The 26,748-nt window shown below is 75.2% G+C and carries 21 protein-coding genes; 6 read left to right on the top strand and 15 right to left on the bottom strand.

Going from position 1 to position 26,748, the window contains the following annotated elements; genetic code table 11:
* Positions 1 to 134: 134 nt before the first annotated feature.
* From ACZ5T9_RS03980 to ACZ5T9_RS03930, 11 genes are all read right to left on the bottom strand, one after another.
* Positions 135 to 1,592, bottom strand: coding sequence for a dihydroorotase (locus tag ACZ5T9_RS03980; protein WP_464833967.1), 1,458 nt, complete (start codon positions 1,590 to 1,592; stop codon positions 135 to 137).
* A complete protein-coding gene (locus ACZ5T9_RS03975; RefSeq protein WP_464833966.1) occupies positions 1,592 to 2,950 on the bottom strand; it encodes an aspartate carbamoyltransferase catalytic subunit in 1,359 nt (452 codons plus the stop codon). The genes ACZ5T9_RS03980 and ACZ5T9_RS03975 overlap by 1 nt, the downstream gene beginning before the upstream one ends.
* 281 nt (positions 2,951 to 3,231) lie before the next feature.
* Positions 3,232 to 5,523, bottom strand: coding sequence for a heavy metal translocating P-type ATPase (locus ACZ5T9_RS03970; RefSeq protein WP_464833965.1), 2,292 nt, complete (start codon positions 5,521 to 5,523; stop codon positions 3,232 to 3,234).
* Positions 5,524 to 5,525: 2 nt separating this feature from the next.
* Positions 5,526 to 5,921 carry an ArsR/SmtB family transcription factor gene (locus tag ACZ5T9_RS03965; RefSeq protein WP_464833964.1) on the bottom strand — a complete coding sequence of 132 codons (396 nt, stop codon included), beginning with the start codon at positions 5,919 to 5,921 and terminating at the stop codon, positions 5,526 to 5,528.
* 239 nt (positions 5,922 to 6,160) lie between these two features.
* Positions 6,161 to 6,670, bottom strand: coding sequence for a hypothetical protein (locus ACZ5T9_RS03960; RefSeq protein ID WP_464833963.1), 510 nt, complete (start codon positions 6,668 to 6,670; stop codon positions 6,161 to 6,163).
* Between the two features lie 388 nt (positions 6,671 to 7,058).
* Positions 7,059 to 7,394, bottom strand: coding sequence for a hypothetical protein (locus tag ACZ5T9_RS03955; RefSeq protein WP_464833962.1), 336 nt, complete (start codon positions 7,392 to 7,394; stop codon positions 7,059 to 7,061).
* A 27-nt stretch (positions 7,395 to 7,421) separates the two neighbouring features.
* Positions 7,422 to 9,557 carry an extracellular solute-binding protein gene (locus tag ACZ5T9_RS03950; RefSeq protein ID WP_464833960.1) on the bottom strand — a complete coding sequence of 712 codons (2,136 nt, stop codon included), beginning with the start codon at positions 9,555 to 9,557 and terminating at the stop codon, positions 7,422 to 7,424.
* A gap of 230 nt (positions 9,558 to 9,787) precedes the next feature.
* Positions 9,788 to 10,552: a L,D-transpeptidase family protein gene (locus ACZ5T9_RS03945; RefSeq protein WP_464833959.1), complete on the bottom strand. Its 765-nt coding sequence runs from the start codon at positions 10,550 to 10,552 to the stop codon at positions 9,788 to 9,790.
* Positions 10,553 to 11,144: 592 nt separating this feature from the next.
* Entirely contained in the window at positions 11,145 to 12,086 is a 942-nt protein-coding gene (locus ACZ5T9_RS03940) for a patatin-like phospholipase family protein (RefSeq protein WP_464833958.1), read from the bottom strand.
* A gap of 155 nt (positions 12,087 to 12,241) precedes the next feature.
* Positions 12,242 to 14,101, bottom strand: coding sequence for a stage II sporulation protein P (gene spoIIP, locus ACZ5T9_RS03935; RefSeq protein WP_464833957.1), 1,860 nt, complete (start codon positions 14,099 to 14,101; stop codon positions 12,242 to 12,244).
* A 468-nt stretch (positions 14,102 to 14,569) separates the two neighbouring features.
* The gene (locus tag ACZ5T9_RS03930) at positions 14,570 to 15,409 is read right to left on the bottom strand and encodes a hypothetical protein (RefSeq protein WP_464833956.1); all 840 of its coding nucleotides are present in this window, start codon (positions 15,407 to 15,409) and stop codon (positions 14,570 to 14,572) included.
* 174 nt (positions 15,410 to 15,583) lie between these two features.
* Here ACZ5T9_RS03930 and ACZ5T9_RS03925 point away from each other — a divergent pair, with 174 nt between their 5' ends.
* Both ACZ5T9_RS03925 and ACZ5T9_RS03920 read left to right on the top strand, forming a co-directional pair.
* Positions 15,584 to 16,024 carry a hypothetical protein gene (locus ACZ5T9_RS03925; protein WP_116899909.1) on the top strand — a complete coding sequence of 147 codons (441 nt, stop codon included), beginning with the start codon at positions 15,584 to 15,586 and terminating at the stop codon, positions 16,022 to 16,024.
* 172 nt (positions 16,025 to 16,196) lie between these two features.
* Positions 16,197 to 16,964, top strand: a complete 768-nt coding sequence (locus ACZ5T9_RS03920) for a cytochrome c biogenesis CcdA family protein (protein ID WP_464833955.1) — start codon at positions 16,197 to 16,199, stop codon at positions 16,962 to 16,964.
* 383 nt (positions 16,965 to 17,347) lie between these two features.
* On the opposite strand, the gene ACZ5T9_RS03915 is transcribed toward ACZ5T9_RS03920, so the two are convergent.
* Together ACZ5T9_RS03915 and ACZ5T9_RS03910 are read right to left on the bottom strand one after the other, a co-directional pair.
* Positions 17,348 to 17,668 (bottom strand): alpha/beta-type small acid-soluble spore protein, encoded by a 321-nt coding sequence (locus tag ACZ5T9_RS03915; RefSeq protein ID WP_006903083.1) that lies wholly within the window; start codon positions 17,666 to 17,668, stop codon positions 17,348 to 17,350.
* 373 nt (positions 17,669 to 18,041) lie between these two features.
* The gene (locus ACZ5T9_RS03910) at positions 18,042 to 18,359 is read right to left on the bottom strand and encodes a hypothetical protein (protein ID WP_464833954.1); all 318 of its coding nucleotides are present in this window, start codon (positions 18,357 to 18,359) and stop codon (positions 18,042 to 18,044) included.
* A gap of 525 nt (positions 18,360 to 18,884) precedes the next feature.
* On the opposite strand from ACZ5T9_RS03910, the gene rocF reads away from it, so the two are divergent.
* A complete protein-coding gene (gene rocF / locus ACZ5T9_RS03905; protein ID WP_464833953.1) occupies positions 18,885 to 19,796 on the top strand; it encodes an arginase in 912 nt (303 codons plus the stop codon).
* A 248-nt stretch (positions 19,797 to 20,044) separates the two neighbouring features.
* On the top strand, positions 20,045 to 20,290 hold the full coding sequence (locus tag ACZ5T9_RS03900; RefSeq protein WP_006903078.1) for a SelT/SelW/SelH family (seleno)protein: 246 nt from the start codon (positions 20,045 to 20,047) through the stop codon (positions 20,288 to 20,290).
* 83 nt (positions 20,291 to 20,373) lie between these two features.
* Here the strand turns inward: ACZ5T9_RS03900 and mutY are convergent, their stop codons facing one another.
* A complete protein-coding gene (gene mutY / locus ACZ5T9_RS03895) occupies positions 20,374 to 21,720 on the bottom strand; it encodes an A/G-specific adenine glycosylase (RefSeq protein ID WP_464834389.1) in 1,347 nt (448 codons plus the stop codon).
* 31 nt (positions 21,721 to 21,751) lie between these two features.
* Between mutY and lepB the strand changes: the two genes are divergently transcribed.
* Entirely contained in the window at positions 21,752 to 22,243 is a 492-nt protein-coding gene (lepB, locus tag ACZ5T9_RS03890; RefSeq protein ID WP_156821679.1) for a signal peptidase I, read from the top strand.
* Between the two features lie 49 nt (positions 22,244 to 22,292).
* On the opposite strand, the gene ACZ5T9_RS03885 is transcribed toward lepB, so the two are convergent.
* Complete coding sequence (locus ACZ5T9_RS03885; RefSeq protein ID WP_464833952.1) at positions 22,293 to 22,769, bottom strand: hypothetical protein; 477 nt, start codon at positions 22,767 to 22,769, stop codon at positions 22,293 to 22,295.
* 711 nt (positions 22,770 to 23,480) lie between these two features.
* Between ACZ5T9_RS03885 and ACZ5T9_RS03880 the strand changes: the two genes are divergently transcribed.
* Positions 23,481 to 25,655 (top strand): hypothetical protein, encoded by a 2,175-nt coding sequence (locus tag ACZ5T9_RS03880; protein ID WP_464833950.1) that lies wholly within the window; start codon positions 23,481 to 23,483, stop codon positions 25,653 to 25,655.
* Positions 25,656 to 26,748: the final 1,093 nt, after the last annotated feature.

The following is a 26,748-nucleotide window of genomic DNA, read 5'->3' as shown; positions in this document are numbered from 1 at the left end:
CGCCAACGGCACCCCAGGCATCCGCCTGGAACGGTCACCGTGGCCGAACAACCTTTCCTCCGTGCGATGCATCCGGGCAAGGCAAGCCATGCTGCCCGTTGCAGACTGCATAAATATACACATAGCCCTTAACATTATACAATCCCGGCCGTCTCCTGGGTCCCCGCCGCCTCCTGAGCCGCGGTCTCGCCGGCCGGCACCGGCACCGGCCCGCCGTCCAGGCGGAACACCATCCGCCCCCCGACCAGGGTGCCCACGGCCCGGCCCCGCAGGGTCCAGCCGGCAAAGGGGGTGTTGCGGCCCAGGCTGGCGAACCGCTCGGGTTCGACCACCCACCGCCGCTGGGGGTCGATCAGGGTGACGTCGGCGGGGGCTCCGGGCCGCAAGGTGCCGCCCGGAAGGCCCAGGATGCGGGCCGGTCCCGCGGCCATGAGCTCCACCAGCCGGGCGGGCGACAGGGGGCGGGGCACCAGGTGGGTGAGCAGAAGGCCCAGGGCCGTCTCCAGGCCCACCACGCCAAAGGCGGCCTCGGGAAAGGGGCAGTCCTTGTCCATCCCGTGGTGCGGCGCGTGGTCCGTGGCGACGGCGTCCACCGTGCCGTCGGCCACCGCCTCCAGGAGGGCTTCCCGGTCCCGGCGGGAGCGCAGGGGCGGGTTCATCTTCCAGTGGGGGTGGAACCCGGCCGCGGCCACGTCCTCGTCGCAGAGCAGCAGGTGGTGGGGCGTGACCTCCACGGTCACGGGGATGCCCCGCGCCTTGCCCCACCGCACCAGGTCCAGGGTGACGGCCGCGCTGGCGTGCAGCACGTGCAGCCGCGCCCCGGCCTGTTCGGCCAGGAGGAGATCCCGGGCCACCATCACTGCTTCGGCGGTGGCGGGGATGCCGGGCATCCCGGCGGCCGCCGCCACGGCGCCCGCATGCATGGCGCCGCCGGCGCTGAGTTCGGGTTCTTCCGCGTGGACCAGCACGGGCAGCCCGGCGGCCGCGGCCCCTTCCAGCACCCGGACCATCACGCCCGCCCGGGCGATGGGCCGGCCGTCGTCGCTGACCGCCACGGCCCCCGCGGCCTTGAGGGCGGCGTAGGGGGCGGGTTCGTCCCCGGCCAGGCCGCGGGTGGCGGCGGCGACCACGTAGACCCGCACGGCAGCCTCGGCCGCCGCCTTCATGGCCAGCCACTCCACCCGGATGGCATCGTCCAGGGGCGGGCGGGTGTTGGGCATGCAGGCCACCGCGGTGAAACCGCCTGCCGCCGCGGCCGCTCCCCCCGTGGCCAGCGTCTCCTTGTGGGTCTCCCCGGGGGTGCGCAGGTGGACATGGGGGTCGATCAGCCCGGGCACCACCCAGAGCCCCCGGGCATCGAGAACCTGCAGTCCTGCACCGGCGGGATTTGGCCCGGTACCACCGCCGGCTGCCGCGCCATCGCCCAAAGCGCCCGCGTCGGGAAGCCTGCTGCCGGCCTGGGCCGCCGCGGGGGCGCCGGGCAAGGGGGGGCCGGCATAGACGATGCGCCCCCCGGCGATCACCAGGTCGCCGGGCCCGTCCAGCCCCTGGCTGGGGTCGATCAACCGGCCGCCGCGGATCCAGAGGCGCATCAGCGGCCCCCCTCCCCGGTCCTGGCCTCGTCCCCGGGAACGGAAACGAGCCCGACACCGGCCGGGTGTGCCGCGCCCGCCGGTTCGGGCGCCACGCCGGCGCCGGCATCCGGAAGGGCCGGAGCCAGGGCCCACTCCAGGACGGCCATGCGCGCCGCCACGCCGCCAAGGACCTGGTCCTCGATGACGCAGCGGGGATCGTCCATCACGGCGGGATCCAGCTCGACCCCGCGGTTCACCGGGCCGGGATGCATCAGGATGGCATCGGGCCGGGCGCGCTCCAGCTCCCGGGGGCCGATGCCCCAGCCGCGCCGGTACTCGCCCAGGTCGGGCACCACCCCGGCCAGCCGCTCCCGCTGGATGCGCAGGGCCATGACCACATCCGCCCCGTCCAGCGCCGCATCCCGGCTCGGCGTGAGCTTCACGCCCGGGCAGGGCGGGGCCGCAGGCAACAGCCCCGGCGGCCCGCAGAGCCACACCTCGGCCCCCAGCCGGGACAGGAGCAGCGCCGCCGACCGCGCGACCCGGCTGTGGCGCACGTCGCCCACGATGGCCACCTTGAACCCCGCGGGCCATCCCTTGCGGGTGAGGATGGTGACGGCATCCAGCAGGGCCTGGGTGGGGTGCTCCCCGGTGCCGTCCCCGGCGTTGATCACGGGCACGTCCAGGACCGAGGCCGCGTAGGCGGCCGCGCCCGTCACGGGGTGGCGCAGGATCACGGCGTCAAAGCCCAGCGCCTGGCAGGTGCGCAGGGTATCCCGCAGGCTCTCCCCCTTCTGGACGCTGCTGCGGCTCACCGGCAGGTCGAAGGCCGCCGCGCCCAGCCTGTGGGCGGCCAGGTGGAAGGACTGGGCGGTGCGCGTGCTGTTCTCGTAGAACACCGTCACCACCCGGCGGCCCCGGAGGGTCGCCGGCCGGCGGCCGGTGCCGGCCCGGTCCCCGCCACCGCCGTTACGGTGCCCGGTGGTCGAGCCGGTCGCCGCGTCGGCGGCGGCCGGGTCATCCCCCGTATCCCCGGCGGTGCTCACGAGGACGGCGTGATGCTCGAGGGCGCGGGACAGCAGGTGAAGCAGGTCCCGGGTGGAAAGCTGCGCGATGCCGGTCAGGGAACGGCGGAAGCGCCGGGCAGGCAGGGCAGGCTCAAGGGGAAGAACCGGCGACCCGGCGGGTCCGGCCCGCTCCGGCCGGCGCGGGGCCTTCAGCGGGGCCGGCTGCGAGCCGGGCGGATCGGCTGGAGGCCGCGCCAGGGGCTCCGAAGGGGGCAGGGTGCGGATCCTGGCGGCCGCGGCACCGCCGTTCCCGGAGTACGGCAGCCGGTCTACGGGGCTCACGGGGTGGGGCGTCGTCCCGGTCCTCACGGTCTCGCCTCCAGATCGCCCCGTCCCGCAGGCACAAAAAAACTTCTTGCCTGCCGGCAAGAAGTCGTGGCAGCTGGCGCGGCCGGCTCGACACCGGACCTGGCTGCGGGCTTGCGCCCGCCAGGGCGGCTCCCGGCCGGGCGGCCGGTTCGACCGCGCCCTGGATGGCTCCTTACCGGCCTCACGGGACCAGTTTAAAGGGGCGTTTTTTGCTCCGGGCGGATGCTATCACGGGACCTGACCCGTGTCAACGACGATTTTTGAACCGAGCACCTGTGGGCCTACCGCCGCAGGATCCGGGTGGCGTTGAGCACGGCCACAAGCGCCACCCCCACGTCGGCAAAGACGGCTTCCCACAGGGTGGCCACGCCCCCGGCGCCCAGGCCGGCGACGATCGCCTTGACCGCCAGCGCCAGGACGATGTTCTGCTGCACCACCCGCCGGGTGGCCCGCGCCACCTTCACCGCCTCCGCCAGGCGGGAGGGGTCGTCGTCCATGATCACCACGTCGGCGGCCTCGATGGCCGCATCCGAACCCAAACCGCCCATGGCCACGCCCACCGCCGCCCGGGTCAGCACGGGCGCGTCGTTGATGCCGTCACCGGCAAAGGCGACCACCGGGCGGGAGCTGCGCCCGCGGCCACCCCCGCTGCCCTGCCGCCGCCGCCAGCCGCCCGCCGGGGCCCGGCCCGGCCGCTCCAGCCCCTCTTCCAGCGCGGCCAGCGCCGCGACCTTGTCTTCCGGCAAGAGCCCGGCGCGGACCTCATCGAGGCCCAGCTGGGCCGCCACGACCCGGGCGGCCGCCGGGGCGTCCCCCGTCAGCATGACCTGGCGCCGGACGCCCAGCCGGCGCAGGCTGCGCACCGCCTCGAGCGCCCCCGGCTTGAGGCGGTCGGCGATGACGATCCGGCCCGCCAGGCGGCCGTCCACCGCCACCAGCACCGCGGTCCCCCGGGTGGCGGGCAGGCCGGCCGTCTCCCCGGCCTCCGGCACCGAGCCGGCACCCAAGTCCGCAGCGATCCCCTCCTCCCGCAAGAAGCGAGGGCTGCCCGCCACCACCAGATGCCCGTCGACCCGGGCCCGGACGCCGCCACCGGCCCGCTCCCAAGCCTCCCTTACCCGCCTCCCGTCCAGGGGCTGGCCGTACGCCCGGGCCAGGGCTCGGGCGATGGGATGGCCGGAGTGGAGCTCGGCGTGGGCCGCCAGCTCCAGCATCCGGCCGGGCGGGACCGGCGCGCCGGCAACCCCGGCCACCTCGACCACCTCGAACTCGCCCCGGGTGAGGGTGCCGGTCTTGTCCCACACCATGGTGTCGAGCCGGGCCAGGGCGTCCAGGAAGTGGGCGCCCTTGACCAGGATGCCCCGGCGCGAGGCCGCGCCCAGGCCGGCGAAGTACCCCAGCGGCACCGAGAGCACCAGGGCGCAGGGACAGGCGATGACCAGCAGCACCAGGGCGCGGCGGAGCCAGAGGTCCCAGGCGGCGCCGGGCAGAACCAGCGGCGGCACCACGGCCAGCAGCGCAGCCGCCGCCACCACCGCCGGCGTGTAGTAGCGGGCGAAGGTGGTGATGAACCGCTCCGTGGGGGCCTTGCGGGCCGCCGCCTCCTCGACCAGCGAGAGGATGCGGGCTACCTGGGAATCGGCGTAGGGCCGGCTGACCTGGACGGCCAGCGCCCCGTCACCGTTCACCATGCCCGCCAGCACGGTGGCGCCGGGTTCGACCCGCCGCGGCACGGGCTCGCCCGTCAGGGCGGAGGTGTCGACGAAGGATGCCCCCTCCACCACGCGGCCGTCCAGGGGGATGCGGTCGCCCGGCCGCACCACGATGGTTTCGCCCACCGACACCTGGGCGGGGTCCACCACCTCCACCCGGCCACCCCGCCGCACCCGGGCCTGCCGGGGCCGCAGGTCCAGCAGCGCCCGGATGGACCGGCGCGACCGCCGGACGGCCAGGTCCTGAACGAACTCGCCGGCGGTGTAAAACAGCATGACGGCGGCCGCTTCGGCCAGCTCGCCCATGGCGATGGCGCCGGCCGTGGCCAGGGTCATGAGGAAGTTCTCATCGAACAGCCGGCCGTGCCGCAGGTTGCGGAGCGCCTGCCCGATGACGCCGTAGCCCGTGGCAGCGTAGACCGCCAGCAGCATGGCCCCGGGCAGCCAGGAAGGGATCCCTGCCGGTTCCGTCGTCTCCAGCCCGAGCGCCGCCAGGAAGACCAGGGCCGCCCCGGCAAGGCCGGCCAGCCGCCGCGCGGCTCCGGTGTCCCGCGGTTCCTGCCGGGCTCGCCGGTGGGGATCCCTCGGTGCGGGCGCTTCCTCCGCCGGGTGGCCGGGGGATGCGGCGCCGGCCTCTTGAGCCTGCAGGCGGGCGCCGGGTTCGACCCGGGCAATGACGGCCCGGGCCCGGTCCACCTGGCCGGGCGGGAGCAGGACGGTGGCCGTGGCGTAGCTGACGGTGGCCCCTTCCAGTCCCGGTTCGCGCCGCAGCGCCTCTTCGATGCGCTGGGCGCAGCGGGCGCAGTCCACGCCTTCCAGGGTATAGGCCTCCATCCGGGCCGGCCGCACCGGGGTCGCCATCCTCACCGCTCCTCGGCGTAGTGTTCCTGGGCTACCTGGATGAGGCGCAGCACGTGGCCGTCGGCCAGGGAGTAGTAGACGTTGCGCCCCTCCCGCCGGCTCCTGACCAGGCGCATGGCCTTGAGCAGCCGCAGGTGGTGGGAGACGGCGGGCAGGGACAGGTCCAGGACGGCCGCCAGGTCGCAGACGCACAGCTCGCTCAGGGACAAAAGGTACAGGATGCGGGTGCGGGTCTCGTCGGCCAGCGCCTGAAACAGGCCGGCCAGGCCGGCCACCTCGGTCACGCGGGCGCGCAGGACCGCCACCTGGTCTCCATGGGGTTCGAAGCGGGCGCAGGTCGCTTCCGCGCCGGCCGGCTCGCCGGTTCCCGCCCAGGTGGATTCCCTGAGGGCGTCCATCCCGCCACCTCCCGCCGGGCATCCCGGTCCGCACCCGGGGTCGTCGCCGGGGCGCGGCCGGAAGCGAGAGCACAAGGATCGAGATCAAAAAACGGTATCACGATTCCACAACTGTTTAATCGTTGTTCACGGTAAGGGTATGCCGCGGCGCCGGCCGGCGTCAACGGTCACCGCGCCCGGTGAAGTCAACGGTTACCGTTGCGAGGAAGAACGGGCGGGCCCAGTGGGAGCTCTGCCCATCACACCCTGAGCGGCCGGTGGCCGCCCGGGTTGCGGGCGATGCGGGCGAAATAGAAGCGGTGCAGGTCGCCTTCCCGCTGGTGGGCGCAGCGCAGGCCGAGGCGGGTGGCGATGCGCTCGAACTGGCCGTAATAGAAGGCATGCCACTGGTCGCGGTCGATCCCGAAGGCCGCCAGAAGGTCGCCGTCTTCGGGCGGCGGCTCCAGCTCGAGGCAGGCGATGCCGCCCTCCTCCCGGACGGTGACCACCCGGTCGCCACCGGCGGTGACCATCTGGGCCAGTGCCTGGGCAAACTCGATGCCCGAGCACTGGCGCAAGGGCCCCCAGGTCTGGACCACCTGGTCACCCAGGTAGCGGGCCAGGGACTCCGGCGAATCGCCCCGCTCCCGGGCATAACGCAAGAGCAGCATCAGATACCCCCGCAGGTTGGCGCGGGCGATGCGGAGCTGCTGTTCCAGCTCGGCCGGCTCGGGCCGGCCGCCGGGAGCACCGGCAGGATGGGCGTCCAAGGCATCACCTGCGGCCGGAGGGGGCCTGGGCGGGACCTCGCTCCAGGTGGCCGAGCCACGCGCTTTCGCCGGGGGGTAAGTCCCGGAGGGCCGAACACCGCCGCCGGCTGGATCAACCCGGCCGCCTTCCCATTGTAAACCACCCAGGCCCCCGGCATGTACCCGGCCTCTGGATGCGACGGCAGCAAGCTTCGGCAGGCGTCCCCGCCCCAGAGTCTGGCCGTCCCAGGGAATGGTTCGCCCGGCGGCGGGGCGCCGGGACCCGCTCGGGGCCGGCGCGGGGCTCGAGCAGCGCCGGGATCCGCGCGTCCCGGCACCCAGTGACAACGGCTCACATCGCGGAAATGGTTCAAGAAGCGCCCATTCTTCGACGCACCTTCGCCCGGGCTCACCGCACCAGTGTGACCACGCCGTACGCGCCCATCGTCAGAAGGATCAATGCCAGCGGCAACGCTGCCAGCGCAGCAGCGACGCGAATGTCGCCTTTCCTCCGGAGAACGACAATGGCGGCGATGGCGAGCAAGATCCCGACTGGAGCGACATACTGGAACCGCGGTGTGAGGGCGAAGTAGCAGAGGGGGCCAATGGCAAACAACGCTGCCGCGTAGACCCAGCCAGCCCGCCGGGTAACCCAGCCGGCGATGGCTGAGCCAATGGACACGATCCAGGCCGGAATCCCCAGCAGGGTTCCCGCCAGCAGCGAGCCAAGGGCTGCCCATGTCATCCCGAGCGTCCCCCTTTCGCAGGCCCGTCAGCGCCGGGAAGATGGTTCGCCAGGCTCCCCGCCATCCTCCTCCCCGCTGCCGTCCCCCCGGGGGGCCTCCGCCCCGCCCCAGGACTGGATCACCTGGGCCGCTCCGGCCTTGCCCTCCCAGAAGGCGGCCAGCGGCGGGCGAACCTGCCGCGCCACATCCCGGTGCTCAGGCCCCGGCGCGCCGGGGGCCGTGGGATAGGTGACGGCCAGGCGCTGCCAGCGGCCCCGAGCGTTCTGGTTCCACACGCCCAGCACCAGGTGCTCCAGCTGCTGCCGGTAGACCGCCGGCAGGGGGCTGCTCGCCCGCCAGGCGGCCAGGGACGTGACATCGGCCGGTACCGCCAGCAGCCGGCGGGTGAGCACGTCGGTGCGCCAGCGGCTGAGGAACCGGGCCAGCTCGACGGCCGCTTGGGTGTGGTCGTCGCCCCGGTACCGGTTCTTCCGGAAGACCATGAGTCCCCCGGTTTCCAGCAAGGCCGGCCGCGGCGCTCCTGCGGGAACGGGCGGCGGCAAGAGCACCAGCCCGTCGAAGCCGGGTGGAACCAGCGGGTCCAGGCGCCGGGGATCGACCGGGTCCGGGATGCCGCCCGCCAGGCGGCCGCCGGCATCGACCCGCGGAGCCGGAGGAACGGGCCAGCGCTCGGGGACGGCAGGGGTACCGCCGCCGCGGTCCGCCACCAGGGGCGGCACCGCCACCACCCCGGGCCGGGGGGCCGGTTCCTCCGGCCGGCGCGGCACCAGGCCGGCATAACGCTCCAGCAGCCACCGGCCCAGGGCCGGGGTGAACCCGCCGGCGGGTCCCTCCAGGTCGCCCTCGGCCAGCCACTCCACCACCCCCTCGCCGGTCACGGCATGCAGCCGCTGCTGGGACCGGAGCCGCTCCAGCCACGCCAGCGCCGCCCGGCCCTCCGGCCCGGCCCAGGTCACGGCGCCCGAGGGCGCCAGAGGCGCCGCCAGGCCACGCACCCGCAAAAGCTGCTCCAGGGGCAGGTCCGGCCGGGCCGCCCACAGGGTCAGAACAGGCTGGTCTCCCGGCGGTAGGGGTTCCGGCGGCTGGGATGCCGGTGGCTGGGATCCCTGCGCCCGGCCCGCCGGAGCCTCGCCCGCTCCAGCCGAGCCCGGCTCACCGCCCGAGGACTGGCCCGCCAGCCCCACCAGGCGCTCCACATCGGCATACGTCCAGCCCGCCAGCAAGAGCGCGTTGGGGTCGAGCCCCACGGCCCGCAGCCGGGCCGCCGCCACCCACCAGGTGTGGGGCGCCACCCAGCGGGGCCAGACCCAGCTCCGCCGGTCCGCCTGGTACAGCAGCAGCGCCGTGGGGTTGTACCAGCGGCGCTCGGACCGGCCGAGGTAGGGGTCCAGCGGCACCTGGAGGGGGTGGCGCACCAGCAGGGCGCTGCCCCACCCGCCGAAGACGTCGGGCGGCTTGCCGTCGGCCAGGGCCCGCTGCAGGCGGTCCTGCGCCTCGGAGGCCGGGATCCACTCCACCCGCACCCGGATGTTGGGGAACTGGCGGGCAAAGGCCGCCAGGGCCTGCTGGAGGTACTCGCGGTGGGTGAAAGGACCCGGTTCCGCAAGAGGTGGAACCGGCGGCGGGCCGCCCCGACGGCCGGGTTCGGTTCCCGCCCCGGGGCCGGTTTCGGAGGAAGAAGGAGCGCCGGACTTGCCCGCTTCCGGTGGCGCCGTGGGACCGGGCTGTCCCGCCAAGTCGGACGGACCGGGGGAACCGGCCGCGCCGGAGGGTTCTTGTCCGGAGGGAATCTCGGCCCGGGCCGGTTCCGAGGAACGGGTTCCGGGGCCGCCGGCTGCGCTGCGGCCGCCCCCCGGTCCTGCGGCGCCCGGGGCCCGGGGCTCGGGGCTGGGTCCTCCGGGCAGCCGCAGGGGATCGGGCAGGACGGCCACGGGCATCTCCGTCTCCCAGAGCACCAGCTCATAGGTCTTGCCGGGGTCCAGGGGGACGGGACGGTACCGGGCCCAGGGATCACCCTGGCGCTGCCGCCAGAGGGCGAGGGCCCCGGCGGCCACTACCAGCAGGGCCGCCACCCCGATCACCAGGGCCAGGCGCTGCCAGCGTTGCCGCCCGGCGGGTGGCCCTCCAGGCGTCCCCCGGCGCCGGTTCGTCCGCGGTGGCATGGTCTCTCCCCCCTGCGCGGTCCTCTCGTTCCCTACGGCTCTGGCCCCGCTACCAAGATGGCGGCGGCGATGCCCCAATCCTCCGCCCCGCTCCCCAGCAGGATGTGGCGGCGATCTCCCACGGCACCGGTCCCGCCGGCCACTGAATGGCAAGGCGATCTCCCGGCCGCCCGGGGCCGGCCGCGCCTTTGGCGGCCGTTACGGCCGGAAGCCGCTACGGCCGGAAGGCGTCACGGCCGGAAACCCACCAGCCGCTGCAGGGCCGCGTCGGCCGTGCCGTCGGGATGCAGGCCGAACCACCACTGCGCTTCGGCCACGGCCTTCTCCGTGGCGCCGCCGTAGACGCCGTCGGCCACCCCGGGGTCGAACCCCGTGGCCCGCAGCGCCAGCTGCAGCAGCACCACATCCTGGCCCACGTCCCCGCGCCGGTAGACGGGCAGGCGGTAGTAGACCTCGGTGGTGCCGGTGATCTTGACCGGGGTCCCCACCTGGACCAGGTGGTCCAGGGTCATCACGTCTTCGTTGAACATGCGGATGCAGCCGAGGCTGGCGTAGGTGCCGATGGAGCCGGGGTTGTTGGTCCCGTGGATCCCGTACGACCCCCAGGGGGCGCTGAGGCCGAACCAGCGGGCGCCAAAGGGGCCGCCGGGCCAGTGGGCGATGTCCGTCACCCGCCACTCGCCCACGGGCGACGGCTCGCCGGGCCGGCCCGCGGCCACCGGGAAGGTCTTGACCGGCACCCCGTCGCGGTAAACCGTCAGCTGCCGCCGGTCGATATCGATCACGATCAGCACGTCGCCGCCGGAGGCCGCCACCGCCTGCCCGCCCTGCAGGGCAAGTCCCGCCACCGACCGCCACCAGCGGGCAAACCGCCAGTAGGCGCTGCGGGCCCCTTCCTGCTCGCCGCAGACGGGACCGGCCCCCTCCAGGCCCCCTCCGGCCTGGTGCCCGCCCACCCAGAGGAGGGCGCCGGCCAGCACCAGGCCCGCCAGCATCCCCCGCGGTAGCCGCCGTCCCGGCCGGGGCGCCGGGCGGTGTTGCTCCGCCCGGGCCGCTCCTGGGGCTGGCGGGGGAGCGGGGGCTCCAGGGCCGCCCGGGCCGCCCCGGACCCGGGCCAGCTTGCCCCGAAGGGCCCGGACCGCATCGCCGGCGCCGGACGAACGGGCCCGGAAGGGCCACCGCCCCGCGTGCCGTTGACCACCGCCGGGCCGGAACGGCCCGCGCCCGGAAGCGCGGCCTGGTCCAGCCATAGGTCCACCCCCACCCGGTCCCGGTGGAACCAGGGATGCCGGGCCGGACCCCCGCCCGGACCCAGCCGGGTCCCCACCGGCCCGGGCACCAGGGACCGGCCCAGGCTAGGCTATGCGCGCTGCAGGCGGGGTAGAAGAAACAGGGGACGCGGGCACGGGAGAGGCCCGGCCAGGGGCCAGGTAGAACAGGCCGCGGGCGGCGCCGGGAAAGGGCGGGGCCTGGAAGGAACAAGGGGCCGCGTGCCGGTGCAGGGGCACCTGGGGGCGAAGCCGGGCGGCTTTCGGGGTGCCGGCTTGGGAGAATCCTGCTCATGATGAGGGGACCGGCGGCGGGGCGTCAGGTCAGCGCTTCCCCCGACGCCGCGTCGGCGGGGGCGGGGTGCAGCAGCCGCTGCAGGTCCTCGAGGGCCTCCCGGAGGGCCCGGGCACCGGCCTCGATGCACTCGGGCACCCGGTGCAGGTCGGTCAGTTCCACATCGGGCAGATCGGGCTGGACCACCAGGTCGGCGAACCGCTCCAGCTTGAAGGCTGCCAGGTCCCGGGCCATGAGGTCGAAGGCCTGCCCGAGAAAGTCCAGCAGGCCCGCGGGTTCGCGGCGCTGCCGCACCGACACGTCGACCGCCAGGACCACCTGGGCGCCCAGGGCTCGGGCCGCCTCGGCCGGCACCTTGTCCTTGACGGCACCGTCCACCAGGAGGTACGGTCCCAGGCGCTTGGGCTCGAAGATCCCCGGAATGGCGATGCTGGCCCGGACGGCCGCGGCCAGGCTCCCCTTGTCCAGCACGATGGCGCCGGGCATGGCCCGTTCGACCCGTTCCCGGTAGGCGGGCGGGCAGAAGACCGCCGCCCGGCCCGAGCGCACGTCGGCCGCCATGATCGCCACCGGCCGCTCCAGCTGCTCCAGCCGGATGCCGCGGGTCCAGAGGCCGATGAGGCGCTCCAGCTTCTGGCCCTGCAGCATGCCCTGAGGAACCGGCCGCCGGGGCCGCCAGCGCAAGCCCAGCACCTGAGCCAGCACGGCCAGCGCCGAACCCCAGGTGAGGTTGGAATCGTAGAGCTCGGCCGACCGCAGGCGCCGGGCCACGTCTTCCATCTGGGCGGGGCTCCAGCCGCAGGCCCAGAGGGCGGCCAGGATGGCGCCGCTGGAGGTGCCGGTGACGATGTCCGGCGAGTAGCCGGCTTCCTGGAGGGCCCGCAGCACCCCGACGTGGGCCAGGCCCCGCAGGCCGCCCCCGCCCAGGGCGACACCCAGCAGGACGGATCCGTGCCGCCTGTTCATCCGCCGCCACCTCCTCGCCGGCCCGGCGCCCGTTCCTATGCCTATTATGGTGCTTGCAAGCCGGCCCGAGCGCCCGGCGCTGGAGCGCCGGGCGCTGGAGCGGAGGGTGTTGAAGCGCCTTGGCACGCGAGCGCCGGGTGCCGGGGCGCCGGGCGCTAGCGCGAGCGCCGGGCCAGGGTCCGGTCGAGAACCGTGGCAAACATGGCGGCGCCCCGCTCCGCCCGGATCCGGCTGTTCGTATGGGCGCCGACCTCCAGCAACAGGGTCCTGGGTCCCAGATCCTGGTTGTAGTTGCCGCGGCCGTAGTAGATTCCCTTGACCAGCCCGGGAAAGCTGCGGTCGGCCTCGGCCTTGAGCCGGCGCGCAAAGGCCAGGTTCGTGCGGCGGAAGGGATTCTCCCGCCCGACCACCAGCCGGATCTGGGTGACCGGCTGGCCCTTCACCACCTCCCGGTAGAACTCGGGCGGCGTGGCGTCCCGGTGCACGTCGAGAAGCACCAGCGGGTTCTTCGGCATCATCTTGAGGGCCGTACGCCGCGAGCGGCGGTAGGCTCCCCGGTCGTGGGGCAGGTGCAGCGCCTCGGACTTCACCACCCGGAAGCCGTGCTCGGCCAGCTCGCGCCCGAGAACGTCGCCCACCTTGTGGATGCCCCCGCGGCCCTCCACGCTGTGGGTCCCGTCGGTCGGGATGTACGACTCGTCGTTATGGGTGTGGTAGATGCCGATGAGCCCCTCGCCCCGGGGAGTGGGCCGCACAGGGGCCGGGTCGACCACCTTCTGGAACAGGGCCCCCAGCGGCAGGGCCGCTGCCAGGGAGGCCGGTCCCGGCCGGGGGCCAGGCCCCCACCCGCCCAGGCCTGCCGCAGCGCCGGCCGGGACTGGTTCGGACCCGCCCGGCACGGCTCCCCAGGGATCGGGCACCATTCCCGGCGGGGCGAGCCGCCAGGGGGAGAAGAGGGCGGGCGGCGGCGCGGCAAGGCTGTCCAGGTTGGGACGACCGGGCTCCCCGGCCAGGGTCCCGTCGGCGGGGGGGAGCAGGGCACGGGCGTAGGCCGTGCGGCCGTCCACCCGGACGATGCGGTACCAGCGGTCGGCCGCGTCGATCCAGATGTCCCCGGCCATCATGATGCGGGCCGAAGCCAAAAGCAGCCGCTCCGTCCCGATCTCGCGCAGTTCCATGTGGGTATCGAAGAGCTCGTCGCCGGCAGGGTTCTGGAACCGCGGCCCCAGCCAGGCGGTGGTGGCCACCACCGCCACCGCCAGCCCTGCCAGGAGCCACGAGGCCGCGGCCGAGGGCGCCGCCGGCTGCTCCGCCTCCGCCACCGGCGGGCGCGCCACCGGCCGGGCCGCGCCGCGACGCCAGGGCGCGCGGCGGGCCAGCCACTCCCGCGCCTCCCCGACCAGTTCCGCCAGGGCGACCGCACCCACCCCCGCCAGGACCACCGCGTCCAGCACCCCGCCGCCCCCCAGGTTGGCCCAGGCGCCGGGGATCCCGCGGAGGCTGCCGGTGACCGCGCCGATCAGGTCGACCAGCATCACGCCCAGGGTCGCGGCGATGAAGGCCGACCGGCGCGAGCGCCCGGCCAGGTATCCGAAGACGGCCGCCACCACCACGGGAGCCCACAAGGGGTCCATGAGCCACCAGCGGCCGCCGCCGGGATCGCTGGGGAGGAACCAGTCGCTGGCGTAGACGGCCGCGGCCGTCCACAGGGATGCCACCAGGGCCCGGCGGCGCTCGAAGGCATGGTCGGCCGTGACCAGGAGATAGATGGCGACGGCCGCCGGGACCAGGGCCCCGCCCAGGTCGACGCTGACCCGGGGTCCCAGGGACACCTCCGGCAGGAAGGTGCCCGCGATCATCAGGCCGAGAAGGACCAGGGCCGCCGTCTTGCTGAGCCGCATCCGGTCCAGCACCTGGTGGGTCACGCCCAGCAGCACCAGAAGGGCCAGTCCGATGAGCAGCGCCGTCGTTCCCGCCAGCAAGGCCCGCCCCACCCCCTGGGATCCTGGGATCATGGTCCATGCCGTCCATGTCGCTGCGCATGCAGCCCGCCAGGGCGTTCCCGTTGGGCGCGCCCCCATAGGATGCCTCCACCCACCGCTCGGCTTGAGCGGGGCGCTTGGCTTGAGCGGGTCTTCCGGGGGGGTCGCCGAACTTGCAGCTCTGCTTCACCGGTGCAACTCCGCCACTCAGGTCATCACCCGACGCAGAGATACCACCTGCGCCCGATTGGGCCGCTTTCTGCAAGGCTGCTATTTTAGACTTGCAATCGGGCCCAACACCCGGCCCGGTTGCAACCGATAAGCGGGCAACACCGCTGTCGGTACACCCCTCTCGCGGGCGGCCGCACCGCCCCGTGACGCATCCCCCAGACACAACAAGCCTCCTTGCGGAGGCTTGTTGTGTTTCGTGATGGATTTCACAAGGCCTGGACTTGCAATTCGGGATGGCCCTCCGGGCGTTGCAATCCGGGAAGATCAGGATCAGGGCAGGAGCGTACCCCCGGGACCCAGCGGAAGCGCCATCCACTGGGCCAGGAGGAACATCGCCGCCATGGCCGCGGCCATGGCCAGGGCAAAGGCCCACTGGGCTTCGCCACGGAGGCGGCGCGCCCCCGGCACCAGCCGCCCGCCGGCCAGCCCCGAGAGCACCAGGCCGGCCGCGGCGGCCCGCAGCACCAGGCTCCAGGCGACCAGCCCCGCACCGGCGGGGAGGACTGCCGTCACCAGGGGGGGCAGGCCGGCCACCACGCCCCCCGCCAGGAGCTGGCGCCGCGGCGGCCGCCGGCCGTCGGCCAGCAAAAGGCCCAGCCCCCACGCCAGCAGCAGCCGGGCCGCCGCCAGAGCGGCAGCCGGCGCGGCGGCGAGCCCGCCCGCCTCCAGGGCCGCGCGCACTACCCAGGCCCCCGCGGCTCCGTCCAGGCCGAGGGCGGCGGCCCAGGTCCAGCCGACCCGCCGGCCCATCCGCCCGCCGGGCCGGAGCCAGCCGGCGTAGGCCGGGATCAGGAAGGCGGCAAGAAAGGCGGCCTGGAGCCACAGGCCCCGGCCCCACCCGGGGCCCTCCAGGCCAAGCCCCAGGGTCGCCAGCCAGTTCGACAGCAAAAGATAGGTGAAAAACCCGGCCGCCAGCCCGCGCCCGCCCGTGGTGCCGCCAGGCCAGCTGCGGGGCCTGCCGCGGGGCCCGGGCTGCCCTCCCCCGCGACCTGGGAGCCGGGAAAGGGCAAGGCCCAGCACCAGGGGGAGGCCATAAAGCACCAGCCCCCACCCCAGGCCGGCCAGCGGGAACCACCAGGCCGTCACCGGAATCCGGATCACCAGCGGCATCGCCTCCAGCGCCACAGCAAAACATGTTACCACTTGAGGGGCCGGCTGGGACACGATTCCTGGGACGGCCTGCGGGCCGGCTGCCGGCGGGCCCGCGGCGGTTTCCCCCTGCCCTGCGGGGCGGTAGAATTCGCGGTGGAGGGGACGAATCCGCTTCCGGAGGGAGGAAAGGGCATGGAGAACGTGGTCGGCCGGCTGGACCAGCCCCTGTTCCGCCAGACCATCGAGGAACTGGAACGGCGGCGGGTGACGGGTACGGCCTTCGACCGGCTGGTGGACGAGGCGCCCGCCGGGCAGCTGGGCCCGCGGGTGGCCCGCTTGCGGGAGGCCCTGGCGGCGCGCTTCGGCGAGCCCCGGGTGGATCCCGAGGCGGAGCAGCCCAACTTCCGCTTCCTCTTCGAGCTTTCGCCCAACACGTCGTACCTTGAGGTGGGCACCACCGACGGTCGCCGCGTCTACGTGGACTTCCTGAGCACGTACCTCTTCATGCGGTCCGTCACGCCCAGCAAGGAGACCTGCCGGGCCCTGTGGCTGCCGGCCTATGTCCAGGACGCCATCGCCGAGCTGAAGCGGATCGCCATGGAGGCGGGGGCCCTGGACCGGCCGGCGGCGTGATGCGGCGGCGGGCTGGACCCGCGGCGGACGGGTCCTGCTGCGCCGGTCCCCCCGGCAGGCCGGTCCGGCCGGCCCTGGCCCGGCCGGGCCCGCCCGACCCGGACCAGGTCTAGCGCCACACCAAGCCCGCGGGGGACCTGCGCCCCCCGGGCGGAGGAGGCTCTGTTGCAACATGGGTCCGGAAACCCAGGTGACGGCGGGCATCGCCCTGCTGGCCGGGATGGCCTACTTCTTCTCGCCGTGCGTCTGGCCGCTCTACCCGGCCTATCTGGCCCTGCTGGGTGGCACGGCAGGGCCGGCGCAAGGGACTGCCCCGCCGGGGCCGGCAACGGCGCCGGGTGGCCTGCGACACCCTTCTTCCCGGCGCCTGGCCGGCGCGGCCGGGTTCGTCCTGGGGCTGGGACTGGTGTTCATGGCCACGGGGGCCAGCCTGTCGGCGGCGGGAGCCCTGCTCATCGCGTACAAAAGCGTGCTGGAGAAGGTGGCGGGGGTCCTGATCGTCTTCTTTGGCCTGCAGATGCTAGGGGTCATCCGGCTCCAGTGGCTCCAGCGCGAGTGGCGCCCGGCGTGGGCGCAGGCGCCGGCCGCCGGCGCGGGCGGATTCTGGCCCGGGACCCTGATGGGTGCGGCCTTCGGCGTGGGCTGGACACCCTGCGTGGGCCCGGTGCTGGGATCCATCCTGCTGCTGGCTTCGTCCACGGGGACCGTTGCCCAGGGCATGCTCCTGCTGGCCGCTTTCACCGCGGGGTTTGCCGTCCCGTTCTTCACCCTGGCGGTGCTGATCGACCGCCTCCAGCCGGACCGGCTGCGCCGGGGCGGCCCCCTGCTCCGCCGGGTGGAACAGGCCAGCGGCGTGGCGCTGGTCCTGCTGGGCGTGCTGGTGCTGACGGGCCAGCTGGCCTACATCGCCTCCTGGCTCTGGTACACCGTGCAACCTTGAGCCCGGGCGCAACCTCAAGACCCCGGGCACCCCGGGCTTGAAGGCCACAGGCTGGAAAGGGGAAACGGGCCTTGCCGCCGCCCCGCCCGCAGGCCGGATCGTCCGCCCAGGCCGGGTCGATGGTCGCCAAGGCCCGCAGCCTGTTTCCGATCCCACGTACCGCCGGTCTTCCCGGTATCGCCGTGTTGCCGGTGGAACCGGCCCCCGGCCCCTGCCTCGCCCGGTGCGGCCGTCGCCTCGGGCTGCAGGGCCGCCCGTCCGGGCAGCGGCCGGGATCCCGCCCGGCGGAAGCCGTGACGGGCTCTACCGCCCGCAGGACCCCGCCGGCGACGGATGGCCGGCTCGGCCGGCAGGATCACCGGGCCGGAGAACCCGCCGGCCGGTCAAACCCGGGGGGCCGGCTGGAAGGCGTCGGCCCGGCCGGCCGCCCAGTTCGCCGTCCCGAAGGCCGGCGCTGCGGCGCCGCGGGTCGCGTCGGCCGGCGGCAGGGTGCCCCGCTGCGCCAGCTGCTGCTCCGCCAGGGCGATCATGCGGCGCACCATATGGCCGCCGACGGCACCCGTCAACCGGGTGGGCATGTCACCCCAGTACCCGTCGGGAGGAATCTGGATGCCCAGCTCCCGCGCCACCTCATACTTGAACTGATCCAGGGCCCGTGAAGCACCCGGGACCAGATGCCGGTTGCTCTGCTGACCACGAGCCAAGGCCTGTCACCTCCTCCCGAGGCCCGTGCCTTTTTGCCGAGGCTGGCAGTCGTAATATGATCCGTCGCCCTTCGCCTCACGCCGGCAAGTCATGGCAGGGGCGCCCCGGCGCACCTGGCGGCCAGGACCGGAGCGGCCGGTGGAGGCCCGCTCCCGAGGGAAGTCCCGGGGACGCGGCCGCCGGTGGGCCACAGGGCCCGGGCAGAGCCGGCGGCTGCCGGCCCTGGGGAGGCGGCCGCCCGGCCACGGTCGCTGGGCCGCACCCTATGGCGGTCCGAAACCCCTGCTGCCCCCGCAGTCAGCGGCTGCCGCCCCGCGCTCCGGCGGGGGCCCCGTGTTTCGGGCCGGCGCACCACCCTGCGCAGCGCGCCGTTCAGTCACCCTGGCGCGACCCCTCGGCGGCCGGGCCGTTCTCCCTGCTCCCCGTACGAGCCTCCTGCTGGCGCCCTTCACCCGGCTCGCCGGGCTCGCCGGGTTCGTCCCCTCCGGTCAGGACGTTGTCCGCCGCCGTGAAGGTATCGCCGCCCACCGTGGGCTTCCGGGGGTTGACCGGCCGGCCCTCCACCGGGCGGGGCCGGGAGGGGATGTCGCCGGGCAGGCCGGCCCGGATGCCCGCCCGGTTCACCACCCAGAAGGCCAGGCCCCCCACCACCAGAAGCCCCAGAACAATCATGACGCCCGTGTTCTCCATGGCCACGACCTCCTCTGCCGGGATGGTGATGGCGCCGCAACGCGGCCAGCGTGCCTGGGCCGGAACGGCCCGTCCCGTCAAGCAAAGGATGCCCCGCCGGCCCGGCCGTTGCGGAAGCGGCTGCGGGCACGAGGGATGCCCGGGCCGGACATGCCATAATGGCCGCAGGGGGCGGGGCGCACCGGGAACGCCGCGGCCGGGTCCGATGGCCCCGGCGGAACCGAGGGACTGCGCCCCGGACGGGCTGGTGCGCGGAGCCGCGGGTCATGCGGCGGGGGTCTCGGGTGCAGGCGAGCCGGTCCGCTGCACCGGGCCAGTCGTGGGCGGCGGGGCCCGTCGCGGGGGCCGCCGGGCGCCGGCGTACCGTGCCCGGGGCACGGCGCGGCGCGCAGGGCGCCTGCCGGGCGGCGGGCGGTCGCGGTGACTGCGCGGTGCCGGGCAGGGGTGGCAGGGTGCGCGAGCCGCTCATGCCTCCGGTCCCAAGGGACCTCCGGCCCTTGGGGGGAACGGTTGCGGGGAAAGGAGATGGACGTCTTGGAGGTCGGCATCCTTGGGGTTCCCATGGACCTGGGCAGCAGCCGCCGCGGTACCGACATGGGTCCGAGCGCCATCCGCTACGCCCGCCTGACCGAGGCGCTGAGGCAGGTGGGGTGGCAGGTGCGGGACCTGGGCAACCTGGAGGTGCCCGTGGCCGAAAGCCTGGATGCGGCCAACCCGCGCCTCAAGCACATCGAGGCCATCGAGCCGGTATGGCGGCTGCTGGCCCAGCGGGTTGCGCGCATGGTGACCGAAGGCCGGGTGCCTCTGGTCCTGGGTGGCGACCACAGCCTGGCCGTCGGTTCGGTGGGCGGCTTCCTCAGCGCGGGGGCCGGCGACCTGGGGGTCCTCTGGTTCGACGCCCACGCCGACTTCAATGACGCCGCCACCACGCCCTCCGGCAACGTGCACGGCATGCCGGTGGCGTGCATCGTCGGCAAGGGCGATCCGGAGTTGCTGGCCCACACCCGCTGGCTCCCGCGTTACCTGCCCCCGGACCGCCTGGTGATGATCGGCCTGCGGGACGTGGACCCCGGGGAACGGGAGAAGCTGCGGCAGACGGGCATGGTCACCTACACCATGCAACAGATCGACGAGCTGGGCATCGCGGAGGTGACCCGGCGCGCGCTGCAGCACCTGCAGGGCCGCGGCGTGAGGCGGCTGTACGTCAGCTTCGATGTGGACGTGGTCGACCCCGACGTGGCGCCGGGGGTGGGCACTCCGGTGGTAGGCGGGCTGACCTACCGGGAATCCCACCTGGCCATGGAGATCGTGGCCGAATCCCGCCTGCTGGCGGGCATGGAGGTGGTGGAGGTCAACCCCATCCGGGACGTGCACAACCGCACGGCCGAGGTGGCGGTGGCGCTCATCGCCTCCGCCTTCGGCAAGCGCATCCTGTGACCGGGGTCGGGGAACGGGCCGGCCCGGAACCTTCCACCGGTGGCTTGTCACCGGGTGGCTTGTGGCCCGGTGGCCTGTGGCCCGGAGCAGGGACCGCCGGAGGGGCCAGTGGTAATGTATTCATGAGGTGGACGGGCGCCGGCCGGCCAGCCGCCGGTGCCTGCCCGCCGAGGACCGGTGGCGCCGCCCGGCCGGTGGCCGGGACCACCGCGGCCGGATACGGCGACCGGGTGAAAGGGAGGTTCGGGATGAGCGACCGCATCGAAGTCCGCATCGAGTACTGCACCTCTTGAGGGTACCTGCCGCGAGCCGCCCGTGTGGCGGAAGAGATCCTGGAAGCATACCCGGACCGGGTCGCCTCCTTGACCCTGGTCCCCTCTTCGGGTGGCCGGTTCATCGTCACCGCCGGAGGCCGCGAGGTCTACAACAAGGCGGAAACGGGCCGGTTCCCCGAAGAGGGCGAGGTCCGCAGGCGCATCGGCGAGCTCTGGTAAGCCACGGGCGCCGGTTCCCGGCTGCCGGACGAACGCAGCCCGGTGCGGCAAGGCGGGGCATCACGCCCCGCCTTGCCGCTTTGTCATTCCTGCCCCGCCGCCCCCGCCCCCTCCCTGGCCCCGCCCGGCCCCGTCCGGCTCCGGCCCGGCAGCGGTTCCGGCCGGGACCGTTGCCCCGGCGCCTGCTCCTGCAGCCGCGGCACCTGCCCCCGCAGCCCCGGCACCTGCCTCTGGGGCAGCTTTGCCAGAACCTGCATGGCTTGCTCCAGCAGCCTCCGGTCCAGGGAAGCCATGGGCAGGCCGTCCAGGTGGCCGAGGCCGACCCACCGGACCGCTCCGGAATCCCAGGGCCCAGGCGTTTCGGCCACCCGACCGGCAGGGCCGGGCAGGCCCGCGCCGTGCGGGGGCGCCGCAGCGCCCGACCCCGCGCCCCCGGCCGGAGTCCGATCCCCGCCGGACCAGGCCAGGTAAAGGCGCCAGTGCCAGCGCCGGTGGCTGAAATCCCACCGCCCCTGCAGGGTGTCAGGGTACCAGCGCAGGGACCCCCCGAGTTCGGCGGCCAGCACCGCCCCCAGCCGGTCCCGGGCCTGCACCCAGGTCTCCCCTTCCTGCCGCAGGGCGTAGGGCAAGGCCCAGAGCCCGCCCAGCAGCCCCCCTTCCGGCCGGCGGATCACCGCCACCTGATCCCCCCGCAGGCACCCCACCACCACCACGTCCTCTTCAGCCCAGCGCACAGCCCGCTGGCGCACCGGCCAGGCCTCGGGCTGCCCCGACCGTCCGGCCACGCACAGGCCGGCCAGCGGGCAACGGTCGCAGCGCGGCCTGCGCGGCGTGCAGACGGTGGAACCCAGCTCCATGACCGCCTGGTTGAGGGCTCCGGGGCGCGGTCCCTGGACCAGCCGGCGCGCCAGCTCGTCCAGCCGGCGGCGCCCCGCCGCCCGGTCGGCCGGTTCGTCCACACCGAACAGGCGGGCCAGGACTCGCTGGGCGTTGCCGTCCACGGCCGGCACCGGGAGGTCGAAGGCGATGCTGCAGACCGCCCCGGCGGTATAGTCGCCCACGCCGGGCAGGGACCGGACCGCCTCGAAGTCCGCAGGAACCCGGCCCCCGTAGCGCTCCACCAGCACCCGGGCCGCCTGGTGCAGCTGGCGGGCCCGCCGGTAATAGCCCAGGCCCTGCCAGAGCCTGAGGACCTCCTCCTCCGGCGCGGCCGCCAGCTGGCAGGCCGACGGGAATCGCTGGAGAAAGCGAAGGTAATACGGCAGGGCCGTGGCCACCCGGGTCTGCTGGAGCATGATCTCCGACACCAGCACCGCGTACGGGTCCCGGGTGCGGCGCCAGGGAAGATCCCGGCAGTGAGCGTCATACCAATGGATTAACCGGGACCGGATCTCCGCGGGGTCCGGTCCCTCTGACGGAGCGTTGTTCATGGTCCGATTTCGCGCACTGGGAAGCGTGCTCATGGAACTCCTGCAAACGCTGGTCCTGTCCCTGCTGCTGGCCCTGGTGATCCGCGCCTTCGTGGCCGAATCCTTCGTGGTGCAGGGCCACTCCATGGAGCCCACCCTCCACCACGGCGAGCGGGTCCTGGTCCTGAAGCTGGGCGCCCGCTGGCGGCAGCCCCGCCCGGGGGAAATCGTGGTGTTCCGCCCGCTCCAGCAGCCGGGCGGCGAGTACATCAAGCGCGTGGTGGCCGGACCCGGTTCCACCGTGGCCATGGAGGACGGCCGGGTGATCCGCGACGGCACCGTCATCGACGAGCCGTACGTGGTGTACGGTGACCGCTCGGACCTGCCCCCGGTGGAGGTACCGCCGGGAACGGTGTTCGTCCTGGGGGACAACCGGCCGAGCAGCTACGACAGCCGCTCCTTCGGGCCGGTGCCCCTCGACCGGCTGGACGGGCGGGCGGTCCTGGTCTTCTGGCCCTTGTGGCGGGTGCGCTGGCTCCACTGAAGTCCCCGCCCGGTGGCCGAGCCCGGCCCCGGGACCGGGCCCCGCCCGCTCACAGTCCAAGACGGCCGGGGCCCAGCCGGCGCCGCCGCTCGGCGGGACGGGCGCCCAGGGTCGAACCGGCCAGCGCCGCCAGCAGCCCTGCCACCCAGAGCGGCCGGGAGCCGAGCACGGCCAGCAGCAGCACCGGCGGCGTCACCCGGCCGGCGGTGAGGGGTTCGACCCGGGCCAGGGCGCTGGCGGCCGCCAGGACCAGGAGTGCCGCTCCCCCGGCCCACACCAGCGCCAGAGGCAGGCGCAGCCAGACGCTGCGCCCGTCCATCCACCGGCCCCAGCCGGCCGCTACGATGCCGTAGGCTCCCGCCGCACCCAGCAGGGCCAGGGCCAGGGCGGGCCAGGCCAGCTGGGGGAAGGCCTCAGCCCCCTGCCGGGCAGCCGGTTCGACCACCGCCCGGGTGGCCGCCAGCCCGCCGAGCCACAGCACGACCCACGCAACAAGGCGGAGGATGACCGCCACGACGAAGCTCACACCCTTTCGCCTGCCGTTCACGGCCGCTTGCGGCAGCGAGTTCTTCTGCCGTGTGCTGGCTGATCGAGTCCTTCCTTGTCGAGTCCTTTCTTTCCGACGGCCGCGCCTTTTCCTCCCGCCCCGCTGCGGCTCGCAAAAATTGGTGCCGGCCGGACCGGGGGCCTGCCATATCCTGCCCGGCTGCCGCATAGGCTGGCTTGAGGCCCCGTGGCCCCCGCGGCATCACGCAGCACCGCACGCGGCATCATGCAGCACCGCATGGGTTTGCGCGCACCGGTCCCGCCGGTTCCCGCCAGCTCCGGTCACCACGAAGGAGGCTTGGTCATGGCGTCCCGTCGACCCCTCCCCTTCCGCCGGCCGGTCCGCGGCCCGGCAGGTGACGGCGGCCCCCGCCGGCCCGGCGCCGCGGCGGATCCCTCCCCAGGGGAGCACGCCCGCAGCGCAGGGGAAGGGCCGCCCCTGATGGTGGTACCGCCCCTGCCGGCCCCCCCGGCGACCGCAGCCATGGCCCGGCGCCAGGCCGCCGTCCCGGCGGCCCTCCCGGGCCCCGTCCCGGTGGCTGCGGGGCCCATTCCGCCAGGGCCGGACAGGCCCACGCGGGATACCGGACAGGAGCGGCCCGGTGCGGGGCGCTTGGCCGGCCCGGCCGGGGACCCGGCGCCCCGCGGGGCGCGCGGCAGCGGGCCGCAGCCGTGGGCCTGGGGGGCCGCCATGGGCACCGTGCTGGCGGTGGCCGGCCTGTATGCCACGATGGCGGCCTCCGTCCGCCACCCCGCGGGCGAACCCGTGCCGCACCCGCTGCTGCTCCTGGGCCTTGCCGCACCGGCGGCGGGGATGGCCGCCTCGGGCCTGGCCGCAGCGGTGCGCGGGCTCCGGCGCGGGTGGCGCCTTCACTCCCGGGCACCGGGCGGCAACGCCGGGGCCCTGCGCAGGAACGCCGGGGCGCAGGGCGACCCCCCCCTCAAGGACAACGGCGACCCCCGCCAAAGCCCCCCGGCGGCAGGGGTCAACCCCTGCTCGCAGGTTCCCTACCCGGTTTCGCCCCAGACCCTGCGCCATGTCGTTCCCCTCACCCGGCCTCCAGAGCAGGAGCCGGCCCGGCCCCGCCCCCGGCCGCCGGCCCAGGTCCGGGGACGGCACCACACCGTGGCCCAACCCGAAGCGCAGGGACGGCTCCGGTGGCTGCGGGCGGCCGCCCGCCGCGGGTTGGGCGGGTTGCCGCACCTGGTGGCCCTGGGCGGCTATCTGGCAGCCGCAGCCGGCTGGGCGGGCTGGGGCGCGGACGTGGCCCTGCCGGCCCTGGGGCAGGCCCTGTGGCCGGCCCGGGACCTGGCCGTCCTGGCCGCGGCCGTGCTGGCCGCCCTGGCCGCCGGCGATCTGGCCGGACGCCAGCGCCCCACCCCGGCCGGGAAGGAAGCCGGGACGGAGGTTCTGCAGGACGACCCCCGGCCCCTGGTGCTCCGCTGGATCCTGCACGGCGGTGCCCTGGCCCTGGCTCTCGCCGCCCTCGCACCTTGGGAGTTTGCCGCCCTGCCGGCGGACCATCCTGCCCGCCGGCTGCCCTCTGGGCTTTACGCCGCCGCTTCCGTGACCCTGGCAGCCTGGGTGCTGGCCCACGCCGCCGGGTCGGCCCGGCGGCCGGAAGACGCCCCCGCGGCGGCGGCTTCCTATACGATGCTGCGGACCGGGATCATGCTGGCCCTGGCCGGCAGGGCCGAGGTGCCCGCCCCGGCCCAGCCGGTCATCCTCTCGGGCCTGCTCTGGCTCTTGCCGGCCCGCGGCGGCAGGCGCCCTGCCCGCATGCGAGCCGGCCGCGGAACGGAGACCTCAGGGGCCGGCGACCCCGGGCCGGCGGCGGAGGGACGCCGGCCCCGGAAGCTCCTCCGCCGGCGGGTCGGCCGCCATGCCGGAGCCGGGCACGGCGGCCGGCCCGCCGCCCCACCGCACCGCTCCCCCGCACCCGCCGGTGAACAGGGATCCGGGGCACCCCTGCCCGCCCTCCCGGGCACCGGCGGCGGGTCCCGGTCCCCGGGCCGGCGGGCGGCCCGCTCCGTGGCCCTGGGCGTGGTCGCTGCCGTCCTCTTTGGGATCGCCCACACCGGGCTGCTCTGGATCACGGGCGCCTGGGAGGCGGGCCCCGGTCTCGGCAACAACCCTCCCGCCAGCGGGCCGGCCATCTCGGGGCCTGTCTCAGGGCCTGCGGGGACGGCCGCCACCGGCACCTTGGCCCCAGGAACGGCGGGCGGCCCGGGGTGGCCCAGCTTCCTTCCCCCCGGTCCCGCCGGGTACGCCGTTCTGGCCGCCCTGGCCGGCCTGGCCGGGTTCGTCCTGGGCTCAGCGACGGCGGCGGCCAGCCGGTGGTGTCTGGACACCGCCCGGCTCCCGGTCCCGGTCGCGGCACGGGCCCGGTCCTTGCCCGGCTCCGGCCTGGCCGAGGCCCCGGGGCCCGGAGGCATGGCAGGCGCTTCGGCGCCGGGAGCCGCCCCGGACCCTGGCACCGAGGCCAATCCCGCAGGTCCCGCAGCGGATGCTGGTCATGCCCTGGACGCCCCACCGGCACGCCAGGCGGCGGGCCTGGAAGTCGCGCAGGTCTTCCTCCCGGCGGTCGCCCGGCCCCTCTTGCCGCCCTGGCAGCCCCGCCCGCCGCTGCCGGCACCCGGCCCTGCTGGCGCCGCTGCGCGTCCCGGCACCCCACCCGGCACCGTGCCCGGCGGCCGGTCCGCGGAAGGCAGGGGGAAAGCCTGGGGGGGGGTCGACCAGGCCGGCGGTGGCACCGGGGGAGGTCCCCCAAGGTGCCCCCGGCCAGGCCGGCGTGCTGGGGGAGATCCCCCAGGGTGCCTCCAGCCATGCCGCTACGGTGGGGCAGGTCATCCAGGGTGTCTCTAGCCAGGCGGCGACGCTGGGGAAGGCCACCCAGGGTTCGGCGAGCCCGGCGGCCGTACCGGGAGATGGCTCTCGCGCCTTCCCCGGCCCGGCCACCACCCCGGGGGAGGTCGCCCACGCTGCCCCCGGCCCGGCCGGCTCGCCGGCCGAGGCCCCGCTCCCTGCCCACCCGCCGCAGGAACGCCTCGAGAAAGGTCTTGGTGGGGGTGGGCAGCCACCGTCCACGACCACCAGGGGGGAGGAAGACTCCCTGCCGGTACCCCAGCATGCCTCCGGCCGCCCCCCTAGCCAGCTCCAGATCCCGTCCGGGCACAACCCACCGCCCGGCATTGGGGCGCCGGCGTCCCCAGGGGCCAGGCCCTCCCCGGCGGCGCCCCCTGCGCCTGCCGCACCCGGCGCCTGCGGTGGACCGGTGGCTGCGGGGGCGGGAGCCGGTGCCGCAGCACCGGACGGAACCCTCCCGGCTCCGGACCATGGGGCGGGTGGACCGCAGCAGGTTCCCGCTGCCATGCCGACGAGCATGCCACGGCCCATGACACCGCCGGCTGCTGCTGACCCGGACGCGGCCCATCAACCGCCCGGCCCCGGGGGGACCGCCCGCCAGGCTACCTCGGGCCGGAGCGGAGCGATCCGGAGGATCCGGCGGCGGGTGTTACGGTCATCGGGCCGCCCCTCCCGGACTCCGGCGGGGTGCTCTCCGGCAGCCGCGCAAGGACCGCCCGTGCCCGGGGGACGCCCGCCTGCACCGGCGGGCCTGCAGCCCGAGGACCGGGGGAGACCTCCGGCCCGTTCCGATGCCCCCGGTCCCAGCCTGGGGCGAGTGGTCATGCCGGCGTGGGCGGGCTGGCGAGCGGCGGCAGGCAGCAGCTCGCCTGCCCCACAGCCCTCGGGCCCGCCCGGATCCCCCACGCCCGGCTCCCCCACCGGCCCGGGCGGCCGGCCCCCCCTTGGCAGGCCGGTGCTCCCCTTGCGCAGGCCCGCTGCCCGCGGCGGCAGCCTGCCCAACCGCTGACGCCCTGCTCCCCTGGGCCGCCGGCACAGCGCACCGCTGACGGGCTTCCGGGCTACCGCGATGGCCCGGGAGCCCGTCGGGCTT

This window comes from Thermaerobacter nagasakiensis (assembly GCF_055396825.1).
The sequence above is the reverse complement of the archived record's forward strand: the minus strand, read 5'-3'. Positions and strand labels throughout refer to the sequence as shown.